Below are 16,678 nucleotides of genomic sequence, written 5' to 3'. Positions count from 1 at the left end.
CTTAAATTTAGATTACCCTTTTTAATTTTATTTTCTCTTTGATAGATACGATTATTTCTATAATTCTTGCTGGAAAACAGGTGACAGTGACTATCAAATCCTACATCATTTCTTTATTATTCCCTAATTTTTCTTCATACTATACTATTTAAATAGCAACACCAAAACTCTACGGGGTATGTGTATTCGAGTCTTGCCAATCTATATGAGTACTTAATTGAAATTACTTCCACTTTATTTGGTCTTCTAAACATTTTTTGTGTTAAATTTTTAATTTTAGTTAATCCTAAAAATACTTCAACTTCTAACAATCTATATCTTTTATAGTTTCTTAAACTGTAAGTAATAATTTTTTAATGATAAAACTTCTATATTAAATGATATAGTGCGAACATAGAACATTTAGGCAAAATTATTAACGTATGTTGGTTAACTGTTTGTTAATCTCAGCTATGAGTATATTATATTTTTCAATCTCCTTTTCCTTATTAGCACATTGCTGAATTACACTATTAAACTCACTATTAATATTCTCAAGAAGTTTACCTAAAAATTCAGCTTTAGAATTTTCCAACGTTTTCTTAAACCCTATTAACTCATCTGCAAACTTATTAGAAATTGTATCAAATAACATACTAATGCTACTTGCAAGTATTTGTTTAAGATTAGATTTTTCAGAGGAATTTCTAATTTCTCCTGAGAACTTTGTGGATATAGAATCTAAAAAATTACTAACATCAATTTTTACAATAGGTATTTCCATTGAATTTAATGTTTTTTCAGCAATTAGTTTAAGATATCCTGGATCATAGTTATCATCAGCAGCATTAAAATTTTGTATAACAACTGTTAACAATTTTCGTTTCATTATATCTAATTGCAAAGACTTAACAAAGGAATCTTCAATAGCATTTGTTGCTTCAATGGAATAGTTTCTTATATTTTCTAAAGCATCTGCAGCATCCAAATAATAGTATCTCTGTTCACTTGTATAGTATTCTGTTCGGGATGTTCCCCATGAAAAAGGATTATACCATTTTGAGGTAGACACTTCATAGGAACTTGTAACAAATTCTGTCCCTGTTCTTTCTGATAGTGCAGAGAACTCTCTGCTAGAAGTTCTTAGTTGTGCTAAGGCTTCTGTCTTTTCTTTTTCTAGATTTATAAAAAGTTCACCAAAAACCCCTTCAATTTCTGACTTTATACTATTAATTTGTATTGCCATTTCTCTCTTTTGATTTTCGAGTTTTTCCTTATCATTGCCAGTAAGCATAGCTATTCTCTTTTGTACTGTCTGTTTCAAATTATTCAGATCTGCAGTAACTTCTTTCTCTGCACTAGAAACAAAGGAGCCAGCTTTTTGAGAAAGTGTATCTTCCTTTTCACTGACAACTATATCAAAAATATCCTGTACTGCTTTGATATTACCAATTTGTTTAAGATATTTTTCATCTAAATCTTTATGTCTATTAAGCTGCTTATATACAAGTTGTTCTTGCTCATCATAATCAGCTTTATCTTTTTTTGACATATTGTGTGTCATTGAAGAAATAAAAATTGGAACCTTACATTCATCAATTGCTTTTACTGTATCTGTATCAATATTTCTCTGTTTAAACCCCTCAACCACTTCGTTAAAAGTCTTAATTGCATGTTTCTTTAATTTCATTTTGGTAGAAACATTAGCCTCAGATAAACTGTCTGCTCGCTTTATAGTATCCATAATACCTTCGTCAAATCTACTGCATATTAGTACTAATTTCTTAACACCCTTTTGTGGCAGCTGTTTTGTGAGCAAGTCTTTGTCACTTTGTTCAAGAAAATTACTGGCTTTACTTAAAAAGAATACAACATCACACACTTCTATGAACTCTTTAGTTTTTTGTGTACGTGAAACTACTGGATCATTAAGTCCTGGAGTATCAACTATTGACACTTCTTTTAAAGCATCATTATTAATAGCAAGCCGTACACTCTTAACCAGTGGCGTAACTTTACCATTTTGACCAACATACTCATTTAGTTGGCTCATAAGAATATTTTTATCTTCAAATACAATTTTTTGACTGCCCTGTTTTAAATATTCATATGGATCAATGTTATTTTCTTTGACCATAGCCAAAATTTCTCTAGATACAGCATATTCATCCAAAGAACTATCCACCTTGGACTTTTCTTCTAGCTGTTTCCACTCTTCAACAGTATAGAATTTAACTGTAATTGAGTTTTCTTCTGAATACTCAATTTTTGTAAGAGTTGCTGTCTTTGGTGTTGCCGCCTTTGGCAAAACTTCCACACCATTAAAAAGTAATGTATTTAAAAATGATGATTTTCCTGCTTTAACTTGTCCTATAATACCGATGTTCAACTTTCTATCTTCTCTATAGAAATCATCAGTTTTGCAAATAAAATTTTCCTTTATCTTTTTTATTGATGATATATTTTCAATAGTCGCATATTGTAAAATGCTATCATATACATTATCAAGTTTAGTAATAAAGTTTTGAAAATTTTCTTGTTCTTGTTGTGTTTTTTTAAATATTACCATCTTAATTCACCTCTTCTTTAATATAACCTGGCAGAGTTTATGGTTTTGCAATTAATGAAATGTTCTTTTTTAAAAATTCCCTCAAATAAATTTCCTCCATAAACAAACTCTTTTTCAGTGTCTTTTTTCCACAAAACATTAACATTACTCGAACTCGGCCATACACAATGAGAATTTGAAAACCTCACGTTATTTACTTCAAAATTATTTACTTGCTTTATATAAGCAATAGCTCCCCATACGTTTTGTCCTGTGTACCTATTTTCTATATAACAATTAATAAATTCGCTATCTTTCAATATAAAACTATTAATTTTAAGAATATAAAAGCATCCACCTGATTGTTCACTATAAAGTTTGTCTCTCCAATAACCACATTTTTCAAATGTGCATTTTTCAAATTTAATATCTTTACACTCATCATCAAATAAACATACTCTGTTATTGAATCCTGAAATCTTACAATTATAAAATAAAATTTCTTCTGCACCCTTAAAATTAATATTTTTATTATGTGATTTAAAACTACAATTATTAAACAATACACTATTACACTCTCTAAAAATTAAGTCTTCATTAGCTGTTTCTAGATTAAACCTTACATTCTCGAATACTACTTCTATTCCTGCTTTATATTTTCCAGATATTGAACTTATCATTTCTTCATCTGCATCCATATCATAAGCATAATACATTGATTCTGTATCACAAATAACTCCAGTAACAAAATCTTTTAAATAAGATTTTACAAATATAGATGTATCCACTGTTTTCGTTCTAGTATTTACTAGTTCCTTATATTTACTGTTACTTTGCTCTAAAACAACCGCAGATAACTTAATTAAAAATATAGCTTCTTCTTTAGTAATCCCCAAAAATCCAATAAGATCAGAAATATATTTTTTTGCTATATCATCAATTTCTCCACCAAGATTACTAATAATCAAGCTCTCAAAAATGAATAGTTGCTTTGATTTACTGTCTTCCATACACTTAATAAATTCACCAATAGTTTTATCACTTATTGCCATACCATCTTTTACAACAGATTCAAGACTTCCTTCATATTTAATCCCTGACAATATCCTATGTAAAAATACTAACTTTTCTTCTCTATTGTCATTATTCGTTTGAGATATAGCAGATAACATAGTTAAATATAACTTTTTCTTATAATTATCTGCCTCTTCTAAGCTATGCTCCCTAATTGGGTACTGTTCTGCTAACCGACTGATTTTCATAAAATCAGTTTGATTATTAATGTTATCCTTTGGTTTTAAGTTTTCTAATCCTTTAAGTAACCCTTCTAGCTTAATGCTAATATCTTTTATGTCATTTTCCATTTCGGATATAGTTTTCATAGTATCACCACTTTCTTGATCATTGTTAATATTACAACAATTACTTTTAACACAAAGTATACATTTTTTATGTTATCTATTATTTATAACGAACACTATAGAATTTTACTATTAATATAATTTCCCAGAATTTATAATTTCACAATTAGTGAACCTTTCTAATGTATTAATAAGGTTATTTCTGTAACTTATACTAAATAACTTTTCTCTACCAATAATGTTTAGGGAGCCTATTTCTCCACAATAACAGTGACAATTGGTAAAAATAACATTGTTAATTTCAAAATTATTTACTGCATCCCCTATATGAGCAATAGCTCCATCTACATATGATCCTTTAGAAAAATGTTGTATATAACAGTTACTAAACTCACTATCTTTTAATACAAAATCATTAACAGTATCAATATAAAAGCATCCTCCTAGATTTCTATCACTCTCTCCTATTAAACATCCACATAGTTCAAATATGCATTTTTCAATTTTAATATTTTGACATTGACTATTATTAAACATAGCTATTCTTTTTTGAAAACCCCAAAATTTACATTTATAAAAAAAAATATTCTTTACAAATTCAAAATTAATCTTTTTATACTTTTCTAACGAAGGAAAAAGTGAAAATTCATTATAATGTCTATAACTTGATTCAAAGCTGCAATTATTAAAAACCAAACTATCAATACTTTTAAATTCTAAGTTCTCATTGATTATTTCCATATTAAATCTTACATTTTCAAGCACTAATTTTATTTTTCCTAGGTCTTTGTCATATATTGATTTTATTACTTCTTCATCTGCATCAATGCCATAAATATAATACATATATTCAGTATCACAAATTACTCCATTAACAAAATCTTTTAAATAAGATTTAAGCAATACAGATATATCTACTATTTTAGGTATAATATTTACCAATTTCTTGTATTTGTTACTATCTTGCTCTAAAACAACTGCAGACAACTTTATTAAAAATACAGCTTCTTCCTTGATAATTCCCAAATTTCCAATAAGCTCAGAAATATATTTTTTTGCTATATCATCAATTTCTCCACCAAGATTACTAATAATCAAGCTTTCAAAAATAAATAACTGCTTTGATTCATTGTCTTCCATGCATTTAATAAATTCACCAATAATTTTATCATTTATTTCCATGCCATCTTTTACAACAGATTCAAAACTACCTTCATATTTAATACCTGATAAAATTCTATGTAAAAATATAAGCTTTCCTTCCCTATTGTCATTATTTGTTTGGGCTATAGCAGATAACATGGTTAAGTATAATTTTTTCTTATAGTTATCTGCTTCTTCTAATATATGTTCTTTTATTGGATGCCGTTGTGCTAGCTGACTGATTTTTACAAAGTCAGTTTGTTTATTAATGTTATCTTTTGGCTTTAGGTCTTCTAATTCGTTAAACAACTCACTTAACCTAATACTCATACCTTTTATTTCACTCTGTATTTCAGATATAGTTTTCATAGCATCACCACTTTCCTAATCTTTCATCACCAACATCACAGCTATTAGTTCTGATACAAGAAGTGGCCTTGCCACATTCTGTATTATTTAGTACAAAAAGTACTCCCTTTTCACTAAACTTTCTATTACTTATACAATCGATGAATTTTGAGTCCCTCAATCTGAAATATTTAACATTTTCTAATGTTGCTATAGCTGATGATGGATTCAACACCATTCCCATTAATGATAACTGAGGTACTGAGTGACAATTGTTAAATGTACAGCCACTAATTTTTATATTTTCTATATCATCTAATAGCATAGTTGCAGAATCAAAACAATATCCATTATCTACATTTTGAATACAATTAGAAAACTCACAATTTAATATATCTAGTTCTTCACAATCGTAAATATGCAATGCTGTATCAGAAAAATTGCCAAATATACAATTTTTAATAATTACCTTTCCACAATCAAAAATTGTATATTCTGAACTTGAATTAGATAAATTACAATTAATTATTAATAACTTTTTAATATCTGTAATTGTGTCACATATAGGCTGTCCTATTAAATTCATATTAGCAAACACTACATTATCGTATTCATATTTAACATCACTATATATATCCATATCGTTAATAACATATAAATCCGTAAAGGATTTAGTATACATCATGAACTTGGAAACATTGATATTTAAAACTTCATAGCACATATCTTTAAATGCAGTTTTATCCTGCTCCAATACTATCTTTGATAATTGCATTAGTTCTTTTATCTGTTGTTGATTTATACCTAAAACTGAAGCAATGTCTACAATATACTTTAGAGTTTTATTACTGGAGCCTTCCAAAATTATTGAAAACATCAATGCATCAACAAGAAAATTTTGTTCTATATTAGATATTTTTATAGTTTCTGAAAAATCTCTTAGAGCATTGTTATCGATGCTTAATACACTTTTAGATATAGTCATTAAAGATAAATTTATATCCATTTCCTCCATCATCACTGATAACAAGTCAACCATTTTATCATAAAAAATTTTATTATCTTCTACTCTTGCTATTGATAATAAAAACTTTAAATAAAGAGTTTGAGTATGTTCATCAGTCCTTTGTAATGGGTGATTACTAAAGTTAAATGCCTGAAAATCCATTATATCTATCCTCACTTTCCAAACTTAATTTTATTCTTATCTATAACAAAATTCTCTTCTATAATGTCATATATTTCTTCTTTATAATTACTGTTTCCCATAGTTCTATTAATTACTGGATTAATATCACGATAAGTATCTCTTAAAATCATTGTAAGATCTAAAGTATTATTAATCCCTTGTTTCTTTTTAAATTCTTCAAGTACTTCTAGTGGATCTTTTACTTTATCCTTTATTAAATCAATTTCGGAAGGTTCAGGCATTGAAATACTAACTAAGTCTGCAATATACTTAATTTCAGAAAAAAACTCATCCTGCAGCTTTTTCAAATTTTGACTTATATTTTTCAATTCCGATATATTCCTTTTAATTTCTGACACTAGAGAAGTTAAGCACTCTGTTACAATTGTATCATCAGATAAAGTCAAAGCTTTCTGTAATCTATTTAATCTTCTGCTTTCTTCATCAATGACATTTTCATAGTATTCTTTGCATTTTACAAAAAGAACTTTAAAATTATGGGCAAAAGTTGCTTCATATACAGCAGTATCCCAATTTAAAATATACTCTTTAATTTTCTTACTATCATAATTAGTTGGTTCATTAGAAGAATAAGTAAGTACATCAAGATAACCTATACCTTTTACATCAAGCTTGTTCTTAATTTCCTTAACAATATCTTCAAATTGAGTTTTAGTAACCTTATCTGCTTTGTTTACTATAATTAGCTTTGGAATCTCCTGTTTTAATGTGTTAATAAAGTTAATATCTTCTTCTCTAATTGTTCCATCTGTAGCCTGAACAAACCAAATAATATAGTTACTTGAATTAAGTTGTGCCCTAGCTATTTTTTCATCAGTTTTTGCTGAATATGCTTCTGTATCTGGCTTTGAATAGCCTGGTGTATCTAAAAATGCAATATGCTTGTACTCTTGTAGAGGAGTAGCTATAAACATACTTTTCAAAATATGTCCTAAGGTAATTTCCTCTGATACTGTACTATTAACTTCATCAATCTCTTCTCCAAATCCATGAGCTATTTTCCTAATATCTTTTAATCTAAGGGTTAGTTTACTATCAAATATATTTACGCCATATACAGCAGTTTCCTTATCATAAACAATATAGGATGGCACTGATGTAGAGGGGTCAATTTCTTCTGGCAATATATATTCATCCATCAAAGAATTTAAAAAGCTAGATTTACCACTACTAAAACCTCCACCTAATCCTACAATATTTCTCCCAATTAAGTGGTCATATAAAATAAACTCACGAAACTTTGAATATTCATACTTGAAATCATAAAATAGCTCTGGGAAGTTTGGTGGAGCATTCTTTTTCAGTGTTTCTGTAATATGTTCATTAATAATTTTTTCAAGTTTACTTAAATCAACCTTAAGCCCTATATCATTATTGGGCTTTACAATGCTTTTAAACAACTCAAATTGTTTATTTAAAGTATTATATTTAAATTCTAATTCATCATAATCCATTTACTACACTCCTTATCTTTAATAAATCAGCATTAATTTCCTCTAATTCCTGTTGATTTTGCTGTTCTTCTAATAGTTTCTTCTGTTTGTTATCCTCTAAAGCTTTCTGCATAGTACGCTTTTGTTCTTTAATATTTGCAAAAATCTCATCATTTACCTGTGCAATATAAGCCTTGATTTCTGTTTCAACACTTATACTTGTTTGTTCTACAGTTCCAGGAATAATTTCATTCTGTACCTTTTGCCTAGCAAGTTCTCGCCTGTCATTTTCCTGTTTTGACTTAAATGCACTTTCTACAAAGGCACCGATTGCACCACCTATAATAACCCCTAAAGGTCCTGCAAAACTACCTAATGCTGCTAATGCTGGTATTGTTGCAATAGCACTTCCTATAGCTGCAAAGGCAATTGGTAGACTGTTTAAAATAACATTCTTAACCATATTATCTGCGGCAACCTGTATACCATTCAATTCAATATTGGTATCCTGTAGAATGTTAACATCGATAAGCTCTGTTACATTTTTTAAGTATTTCTGTAAACGAGGTTCTAATTCAGTCTTAACACCATTCATTACTGCACTTCTAACAATCATGTTAACCTTGTCCTTAATATCACTACCATTTAACATCATACTTTCTAAAGACTGTGAAGCTGCTCTTAAATCAGTTTCTATACGCTGTTTAATCTTATCTATACATTTCTGTGCTTGAATATCAAAGGTATTCTTCTCTTTTTCTAAATTACTCATGATGTTATCTATTTGTCTTTCCAATGCCTTAATTTTTTCATCTAATTCAGAAACAGACAGCTTTGAATTATTTATTCTTGAAACCAAATAATTTTCTAATGGTTTTAAATTTGCTTTTAATTTTCTAGAAAATTCTGTCTCAAATATTTTATCTGAATTTTTTTGAATTTCCTTCAGAATTTCTTTTAACTCTGGTACATCAATATCATCTTGAGCTTCTACGCAAACAATTTTTATATTTGGTATATTCAATACTTTTGGTATGTTAACCTTTAAAAATTTCTTCACTTCTTCTAAAGTGCTTTTTGTAACTTTATCACATTTGGTTATAACTACATAAACAGGAACATCGTATATTTTAAGTTCATTTAAAAAGTTTGCTATGCTTTCTTTAATAACAGGCTCCTCTGCACTAAAAGTTAAAATATATGCTAGACTGTTAGATAAATAGTTATTAATGGATTTGTTATGTATTTCTATGCCTGAATCAAAGCCTGGCATATCTACAATCTTTACAGCCTGTATAATTTCTAAAAAATCATTTTCATACTCTAACCTTATTAGTTTGGTATTATCTACATTGAAATTTCCATTCCTTAAATCATCAATACTAATTTCTTTTACTTCATCATTTTGATATAGCTGTACCTTATTATGACCATATGTGATTTCAGTTGGTATAGCTGTTTCAGGAGTAATTTCAACTGGCAAAATATCTTTCCCTAGTAATGCATTTATCATAGAACTTTTGCCTGTACTAAAACCTCCGACTACCGGTGTAGTGACTCTAAAATTATCTATTTGATGTATATTATCTTTTATTGAATCAACTGGTAATCCATATCTCTCAGAGATTAGAATGTATTCGCTAAAAATCTCTTTATATTTTAGTGCTATTGCTGAATCTTTCAATATTAATCTCCCCTTGTTTATAATAATTAATTTTAAAACTATTAATTTATCTTTCCTTATGTTTTTAGATAGTTCAAACCTTTCATATAAATAATAAGTTTTACACATTTTTTGGCATTATCCTATGCACAAACAATTATACATGGATATACATCATTTTGCCATATTACTCACAAAGTGCTAATATTAATCATTGTTACCTATTCTAATAATTCTACTACCCTTTGTTTTATAACATCATCTGCCTTTGCTTGAAACTCTCCCTCAAAGATTAGAAAAATATACCCTTCCTCCTCCCTATTTGCTAGCTTACAATTATTTGATTTAAGAAAATTATAGGCAAAGTTTTTTATAAATTTAGCAGCCTGTCTTCTACCCTTAGCATATTCATTTAAATACTCTAACACATCTTTCTCTTCCAACTTGCTTTCTATTAATGTTGATAAATACTGTCCTTTATTACTTTGGTTATCCTCATCTCTAACTTCAAAATCATTATAATCATCAATACTTAAATTAGAATCAGTCCAAAATATAGATTCTTCATAGAAAATTGAGCTATAAGTTGATCCAACAAGTGAATAAATAGTATAGTGAAAAATATTTTTATATAGACTGTTGTTAACTAACCATTCAACAAGATTTGATGTTTTTTCAAAACCATGCATGCAGAGTGATATATCGCATACATCTGAAAAATTATCTACTAACTCTAAAAATAAAGCTATATAATTAGAATATGTGTTGAAATTCTTGCCATTGTCCTTTTCTACAGCATCATATTTTTTGTATTTTAGTAAATTACTTCTATTCAGTAGTTCCATCTCTTTAGTAATCTTTGTCTTATAATGAATGAACAGTTGAAAAACTATAAGTGGGTATAATCTTTGCCTTTCTGCGGTTTCCATGGCAAAATTATGTATCTGCTCTATGTTTTCCTCTATAAACTTGTTTTCGCTATCTATTTGTTTTTTATCCTTGTTTTTACCTTTTCTCTGAACATACTGCTTATATAGCTTTACAAGCAGCTTCTTATTTTTAGAAGATATGTCCTGATTTATGTTACTACTACCTACTTTAATTTTCTTTGAAAGTTGCCTATATTTTTCTATATTTAAATATACTTGTTTGACGTTTTTTTCAAAAGCATCTATATCTTCCTTTAATAATAGATACTCAGCTAATCCTCCTTCATTTCTAATTGATGTCTTTTTACTCTTTAATTCAAATAAATAGTCGGTCCTACATATAAAACAAGACAGCAATGGCATAAGCTCATAAATGTTCTCTTTATGCTGGCAAAGCTTTAATATAAAAGCAGCTTTATTTTTTAAGGAAAGTTCATACTTATAAGCTAAAAATACAAGTTTATCATGATATGCATTTATTTCGTTAATAAGATTCTCTATTGTTTTCCCACTTTTAACAATAATTTCACTATCAGAAGGCTTCTTATTATACTCCTCAATCATATAATCCGTAAATTCATCTTCGTTCATATCCATAATATCATATAAATCCTTATCAATATCTTTTAAGTTCAATGTAGTCCCCCCACCTTTTCTATGTTTTTACCACTATGTTCATGTATTTCTTTATGATACAAATTATATTTATTTTTACATATTTCTTCAACCTAATGAGTTCCGATTTTTTATATAAAATTCGGAACTCAAATGTATTTATATACGTATCTGTTTAGTTGTAAAATCTACCTAAGATATAAACCAATTCTAAATAAAGACAACAAAGGATGTGAATTTATGATTTTTTTTAAATTTGATACTGGATAAACAAAACTTCTGAACTGAATACTTTCACATTGATTACTATTTAAAATAAATCTGTTGCAAGGAAAATAACTTTATGTAAGGTGGAATGAAAAATGGCAATATTGGTGGTTATACTTTATTTATGGCTCGGTTCTAAGTCAATAAATTTTGTTAAGACAAGAGTATTAGGACTAAATTATGTTTACATAGAATCCTCTTCAAATTTTATATTTAGAAACATATTTTGGTCCCTATTTTTGGGCTGGCTTACTATTCCTATTTGGATTGTACTATCATTATTAGGTGTAGGAAGAAAATAAATACTTATTTTAGATATGGAGGTATTTCATGATGTTCAATAAAATAAAAAAACAGTCACTTATCAGCACATCAAAACTTACAGGAAATCATGGCACTGAATTTAAAGATTATAATTATCTTAATTTATCATCTCCAGCTCCTTTTAAAAATGAACTAAAAAAGTTTAACATATTTTATGCTATTTTATCAATAATTTTTATTATCTCTTTTAAGAAAGATGTTGGTTCAATTATTTCAATTTTGATGGGAATATGTGCATCTTTCTTAATTATAAATATTATTGCAGCTTTTAAAGTCGATAAACTTAGAGCTACGGCATTTACTTTGCCGGTTTTAATGCCAAAAGATCAAATCATTGATTTAATTACATTACCTTTAACACAGTTAAATATGAAAGTGGAAAATTTAAAACATTATATTCGAATCACTCATAATAAGATGCAGTATGATATTATAATTTATCCAGATAAAAATACTTTTATAATATGGCCACAAAAAACGTTACTATCAAGACTATTTTCTAGAATTCATACAAAACTTTATAAAAACGCTATAATATCCATGCCAATTATATCCTATACCATTCAAAACGAAATCAATAAATTTGTTAAGAAATCAGAAATTTAGAAAGAGCCAGTTGGTGTGGTTCCTAATCACTCTAATTGGCTCTTTAAAATGCTATTCTTAGATATACAAATTTAGTTTTTTATTTGATATATTTATCATAAACTATAGCTAAAAGTTTCTCTCTGCTATTAAGTTGCGGATTCTCCAACACTTTATCCAAAAGAAACCTAAGCATATCTCCTATCTCTTTCCCTGGTTTAAGAGAAAATTGTTCTATTAAATCATTACCCTTTACTGCAAGTTCTTTTATGGATAAGGGAACTTTAGATTCTAAAATAGAGTTTACTTTTTCTACTACTTTATCGATTTGTTTTAAACGTACTTCAGGAGAAACAGAACCTAAAGCATCTGCTCTTTGCAAGGCGAAAAGGTCATCTATTAAATCCTTACCAACCCTATTAATAAGCCGTTTTACAGAAGCATCAGTTGGTTTTTCTAGTACATTCATATGCTCTCTTACTAAAATACTAATTTTACTTATACTTTGATTATCAAATTTAAGTCTCCTAAGTATTTGCTCCGACAGTATAGCACCTTTTTTATCATGACCATAAAAATGACCTATGCCTTTCTTATCAGTTGTAAAACACTGCGGCTTACCTATATCGTGTAACAATGCTGCTAATCTCAAATTTATTTCTGGTGGGCATTTTTCGACAACAGATAAAGTGTGTTCAAATACATCTTTGTCATGGTGTGGATTTTGCTGATTAAAGCCTACTGCTGCTTGAAGTTCTGGTAGTATAAGCTTTAATAATTTAGTCTCTTCAAGCAATCTTAAAGCTTTTCTCGAATTATCATATGTCAGTATTTTACATAATTCATCCCTAATTCTTTCATTGCTTACATTTAATATAAGGTTACAATTTGCTTTTATAGCCTCTAAAGTTTTTTCTTCTATATGAAAATCTAACCTAGAAGAAAAGCGAATAGCTCTAAGCATTCTTAATGCATCCTCTTGAAATCTCTTATTAGGCTCTCCCACTGCTCTAATTATTTTATTTTGTAAATCTTCTATACCACCAAAATAATCTACGAGACCCTTTTCATCATTATAAGCTAAGGCATTTATTGTAAAGTCTCTTCTAGCTAAGTCTTCTTTTAAATTTGAAACAAAGGTAACAGCATCCGGTCTCCTATTGTCTAGGTATTTACCATCTATTCTATAAGTCGTAACTTCATACCCAACTCCATTTATCATAACTGTAACAGTTCCATGTTCTATGCCTGTAGGTATAGTTTTATCAAAGAGCTTAATGATTTCTTCTGGTAAAGCATTAGTAGTTACATCATAATCCTTCGGTAAAGATGACCCAATTTGAGAATCACGTACACTTCCCCCTACTATATAAGATTCGTATCCATTATTCTTAAAAGTGTCTAAAATCATTTTTACATCACTTGGTATAAACATAAAACCTCCAAAATGTTATATTAAGTTTAGTCATCTCAAAATACTATCTTTCTTTTTTATTATAACAAATTTATTCTAAATATAATTAAATAAATCTGCAAAGGTTGAATAATAGCATTTTATTACAAATTTACCCTTAATATGATATAATAAATACTGTGGAATAATATATTTTTCTTTGCCTTTAAAAGACATACAAAAGAGGTGTGAAAAATGAAAAGTATTTACTATTTGCTGTCCCTGCTTTCAGGCTTAGCTATAGCAACACAGGTAGCAATTAACGGCAAACTTCGTTCTAATCTTGGCGATCCTATGCTGACTTCTTTTATTAGTTTTTCAATAGGTGCCATAGCTCTTGCCATAGGCTTTTTTCTTTCCTTAACCTATGGAATAGGAGCAAAACCAACCTTAGCTAGCATTAAAAGTACAAGTTGGTGGATGTGGACAGGAGGAATATTCGGTGCCTTTTATGTGTTTACTACTATAATAGCTCCTCCAAAAATAGGTTTTGCCAATATGATAAGCTTAGTGATAGGTGGACAGATATTTCTTACTGTAGTTTTTGACCATTTTGGTGCCTTTGGCGCTGCGATACACCATATAAGTCCCTTAAGGGCTTTAGGGATTGTCTTATTAGTAGCAGGGGTATACATTATACAAACTCATTAATAAGATTTAATTTAAATCTCCCCCACCAGTTTTATGCCGGTGGGGACTTCTTATTATTACAATCTCCTCTTTTTCACAATGATCAAACACATTTAGACAATAATATTTCAAGTTCTTTTTCCTGGATAACTTCACTATTTAAAAGTTCTTTAGCTACTAATTCAAGTTTTTTTCTATTTACTAGTATATAATTTAAGGTATCCTTATAAATACTATCAAGGATTTCCTTAGTTTCATTTAGTATAATTTCATTTTGTAAAGTTATTTCTCTATCATCAAAGCTAACCAATCCTAATTTATCGCTCATTCCATACTTTGTTATAAGCGTTAACGCCATCCTTGTTGCTCTCTGTAAATCATTTGAGGCCCCGCCAGTTACACTGTCTTTGCCAAATATTATTTCCTCCGCTGCTCTTCCGCCTAACAATCCACTTATTTTATTTAGAAGTTCTTCCTTTGTTTGAAACATTCTTTCTTCCGGATTTATAATGGTATATCCAGCAGCTCCTTTAGTAGTTGGTATTATGGAAACTTTAGGAACGCTTTCATTATTTAACATTTTAGCTATTAGTGCGTGACCTGCTTCATGATAAGCAGTTATTTTCTTTTCTAGTTGTGTTATATTGGATCTATCCTTTTTCTCATCTCCTGCAATAATCTTATTTATTCCCTTATCTATATGTTTTAAGTTTATCTCATTACAGTTTTCTTTAATAGCATATATGGCAGCTTCATTCATTACTCCAGCTAAATCTGCCCCACTCATGTAAACAGTCTGTTTAGCTACCTGAAATAAATCTACTTCCTTTGATAAAGGCTTGTTTTTACCATGAACTTTTAGTATTTCATACCTTGCATTTAAATCAGGTAGATCTACCATCACATGTCTGTCAAACCTTCCAGCCCGCAGCAGCGCATCATCTAAAATATCTAGCCTGTTTGTGGCAGCTACTACAATAATATTTTCATCACTCTTAAAACCGTCCATTTCTACAAGAAGCTGATTTAAGGTTTTAAAATCTTCGCTTGTTCCTTCTATCCCTCTTTTACCACCTACAGCGTCTATTTCATCAATAAAAATTATTGCCGGAGCTTTTTCTCTAGCCCCATTAAATAAAGCTCTAATTCTAGATGCCCCTACTCCTACATATTTTTCAACGAAATTTGCACCACTGGTAGAAATAAAGGAAGCTCCTGTTTCTCCCGCTAATGCTTTTGCTAGAAGAGTTTTTCCTGTACCTGGAGGCCCATAAAGGATTATACCCTTAGGAATTTTAACTCCAAATTTTTTAAATTTCTCTGGATCTTTTAGAAACTGGATTATATCCATCATATTTTCCTTGGCTTCTTCATTTCCTGCCACATCACTGAACCTCACATTACTAGAAGGTGATTGATTAAATTCTTCGGGGAGCTTAGCTTTAGTTGATGCAGTATAAGCCTTTTTTTTCTCATTAATTGCAGAAACTTTAATGATAATCAATATAATTAAAGTAAACATTAGCAAAGTAATTGCTACTGAAAGTAAACTAGCACTCTTTTCAATTTCTACTTTATGCTGTAATAGATATACCATAAACTGCATATCTCTAGGGTTCTCAAAAGTTATCCTTCTACCTGTTACTTCCTCAGCATCAAGAACAGTATCAGTTCTATTATAGTAAACTTTTTTTATCCTTCCCTTTTCCACCAAATCCTTAAATTTCTTTGTATTCATGTCTGCTTTTCCCAAATTTAACCCTAAACTGCTTTGAAACTGTGTGAAGATATCTTCAGCAGATACACTAGGGTTTCTTAAAAATACAAAAGGGGAAATTACTATAGGTAGCAATATAATAGCGTATAAAAAATATGTTCCTAACTTGTTAAATTTCATTTTTTCTCTCCTTTTATAAATATGAAAAATTAATTTTTTATAGTTAAAAGAGAGAAGTATTAGCTTCTCTCTTTTATTGTTCCTATTTAATTAAAAAATCATTACATTTAATGTAAAAGTTTTTCAATTTCTATCCTATTATATTTTTAGCTCCCTATTTACTTATTCTGAAGCCTCTGTTAACTCACAAATAATGCTAGATAACTCCTAAGCAACCTTTCCTTGTTGTTTCCCTGCAGATATAGTTTCATAGTTCTCAAAAATATTTTAATATTATACAATAAAATATTTTT

General features: G+C 28.9%; 12 protein-coding genes. 3 read left to right on the top strand and 9 right to left on the bottom strand.

All coding sequences use genetic code 11. The features are described 5' to 3' along the window. Window positions 1–415 precede the first annotated feature (415 nt). The 7 genes from N4T77_RS12620 to N4T77_RS12590 all read right to left on the bottom strand — a co-directional run bounded on the left by N4T77_RS12620 (window position 416) and on the right by N4T77_RS12590 (window position 11,250). Complete coding sequence (locus tag N4T77_RS12620) at window positions 416–2,548, bottom strand: dynamin family protein (RefSeq protein ID WP_261672162.1); 2,133 nt, start codon at window positions 2,546–2,548, stop codon at window positions 416–418. 17 nt (window positions 2,549–2,565) lie between these two features. After that, window positions 2,566–3,909: a hypothetical protein gene (locus N4T77_RS12615; protein ID WP_261672161.1), complete on the bottom strand. Its 1,344-nt coding sequence runs from the start codon at window positions 3,907–3,909 to the stop codon at window positions 2,566–2,568. A 111-nt stretch (window positions 3,910–4,020) separates the two neighbouring features. Then, window positions 4,021–5,400 (bottom strand): hypothetical protein, encoded by a 1,380-nt coding sequence (locus N4T77_RS12610; RefSeq protein WP_261672160.1) that lies wholly within the window; start codon window positions 5,398–5,400, stop codon window positions 4,021–4,023. Window positions 5,401–5,404: 4 nt separating this feature from the next. Then, window positions 5,405–6,547, bottom strand: coding sequence for a right-handed parallel beta-helix repeat-containing protein (locus N4T77_RS12605; protein ID WP_261672159.1), 1,143 nt, complete (start codon window positions 6,545–6,547; stop codon window positions 5,405–5,407). Between the two features lie 11 nt (window positions 6,548–6,558). After that, the gene (locus N4T77_RS12600; RefSeq protein WP_261672158.1) at window positions 6,559–8,043 is read right to left on the bottom strand and encodes a dynamin family protein; all 1,485 of its coding nucleotides are present in this window, start codon (window positions 8,041–8,043) and stop codon (window positions 6,559–6,561) included. Further along, complete coding sequence (locus tag N4T77_RS12595; protein WP_261672157.1) at window positions 8,033–9,706, bottom strand: dynamin family protein; 1,674 nt, start codon at window positions 9,704–9,706, stop codon at window positions 8,033–8,035. Before N4T77_RS12595 ends, N4T77_RS12600 begins: the two co-directional genes overlap by 11 nt. Window positions 9,707–9,906: 200 nt before the next feature. Continuing rightward, on the bottom strand, window positions 9,907–11,250 hold the full coding sequence (locus tag N4T77_RS12590; protein ID WP_261672156.1) for a hypothetical protein: 1,344 nt from the start codon (window positions 11,248–11,250) through the stop codon (window positions 9,907–9,909). A gap of 341 nt (window positions 11,251–11,591) precedes the next feature. Between N4T77_RS12590 and N4T77_RS12585 the strand changes: the two genes are divergently transcribed. Both N4T77_RS12585 and N4T77_RS12580 read left to right on the top strand, forming a co-directional pair. Next, a complete protein-coding gene (locus N4T77_RS12585) occupies window positions 11,592–11,798 on the top strand; it encodes a hypothetical protein (protein WP_261672155.1) in 207 nt (68 codons plus the stop codon). Between the two features lie 31 nt (window positions 11,799–11,829). Further along, on the top strand, window positions 11,830–12,426 hold the full coding sequence (locus N4T77_RS12580) for a hypothetical protein (RefSeq protein WP_261672154.1): 597 nt from the start codon (window positions 11,830–11,832) through the stop codon (window positions 12,424–12,426). A 79-nt stretch (window positions 12,427–12,505) separates the two neighbouring features. Here the strand turns inward: N4T77_RS12580 and N4T77_RS12575 are convergent, their stop codons facing one another. Continuing rightward, complete coding sequence (locus tag N4T77_RS12575; protein ID WP_261672153.1) at window positions 12,506–13,840, bottom strand: CCA tRNA nucleotidyltransferase; 1,335 nt, start codon at window positions 13,838–13,840, stop codon at window positions 12,506–12,508. Window positions 13,841–14,053: 213 nt separating this feature from the next. Between N4T77_RS12575 and N4T77_RS12570 the strand changes: the two genes are divergently transcribed. Then, window positions 14,054–14,509, top strand: a complete 456-nt coding sequence (locus N4T77_RS12570; RefSeq protein WP_261672152.1) for a DMT family transporter — start codon at window positions 14,054–14,056, stop codon at window positions 14,507–14,509. Between the two features lie 82 nt (window positions 14,510–14,591). On the opposite strand, the gene N4T77_RS12565 is transcribed toward N4T77_RS12570, so the two are convergent. After that, on the bottom strand, window positions 14,592–16,385 hold the full coding sequence (locus tag N4T77_RS12565) for an ATP-dependent metallopeptidase FtsH/Yme1/Tma family protein (protein WP_261672151.1): 1,794 nt from the start codon (window positions 16,383–16,385) through the stop codon (window positions 14,592–14,594). Window positions 16,386–16,678: the final 293 nt, after the last annotated feature.

The sequence above is a fragment of the Clostridium sp. CX1 genome, from assembly GCF_025398335.1.
GTDB classification, from domain to species: Bacteria; Bacillota; Clostridia; order Clostridiales; family Clostridiaceae; genus Clostridium_AM; species Clostridium_AM tanneri.
This window is presented reverse-complemented; position numbering and strand designations above follow the sequence as displayed.

Coding starts and splice junctions, on each gene's coding strand:
- N4T77_RS12620 (WP_261672162.1), bottom strand. CDS start 2,548: ATGGTAATATTTAAAAAAACACAACAAGAACAAGAAAATTTTCAAAAC.
- N4T77_RS12615 (WP_261672161.1), bottom strand. CDS start 3,909: ATGAAAACTATATCCGAAATGGAAAATGACATAAAAGATATTAGCATT.
- N4T77_RS12610 (WP_261672160.1), bottom strand. CDS start 5,400: ATGAAAACTATATCTGAAATACAGAGTGAAATAAAAGGTATGAGTATT.
- N4T77_RS12605 (WP_261672159.1), bottom strand. CDS start 6,547: ATGGATTTTCAGGCATTTAACTTTAGTAATCACCCATTACAAAGGACT.
- N4T77_RS12600 (WP_261672158.1), bottom strand. CDS start 8,043: ATGGATTATGATGAATTAGAATTTAAATATAATACTTTAAATAAACAA.
- N4T77_RS12585 (WP_261672155.1), top strand. CDS start 11,592: ATGGCAATATTGGTGGTTATACTTTATTTATGGCTCGGTTCTAAGTCA.
- N4T77_RS12580 (WP_261672154.1), top strand. CDS start 11,830: ATGTTCAATAAAATAAAAAAACAGTCACTTATCAGCACATCAAAACTT.
- N4T77_RS12575 (WP_261672153.1), bottom strand. CDS start 13,840: ATGTTTATACCAAGTGATGTAAAAATGATTTTAGACACTTTTAAGAAT.
- N4T77_RS12570 (WP_261672152.1), top strand. CDS start 14,054: ATGAAAAGTATTTACTATTTGCTGTCCCTGCTTTCAGGCTTAGCTATA.
- N4T77_RS12565 (WP_261672151.1), bottom strand. CDS start 16,385: ATGAAATTTAACAAGTTAGGAACATATTTTTTATACGCTATTATATTG.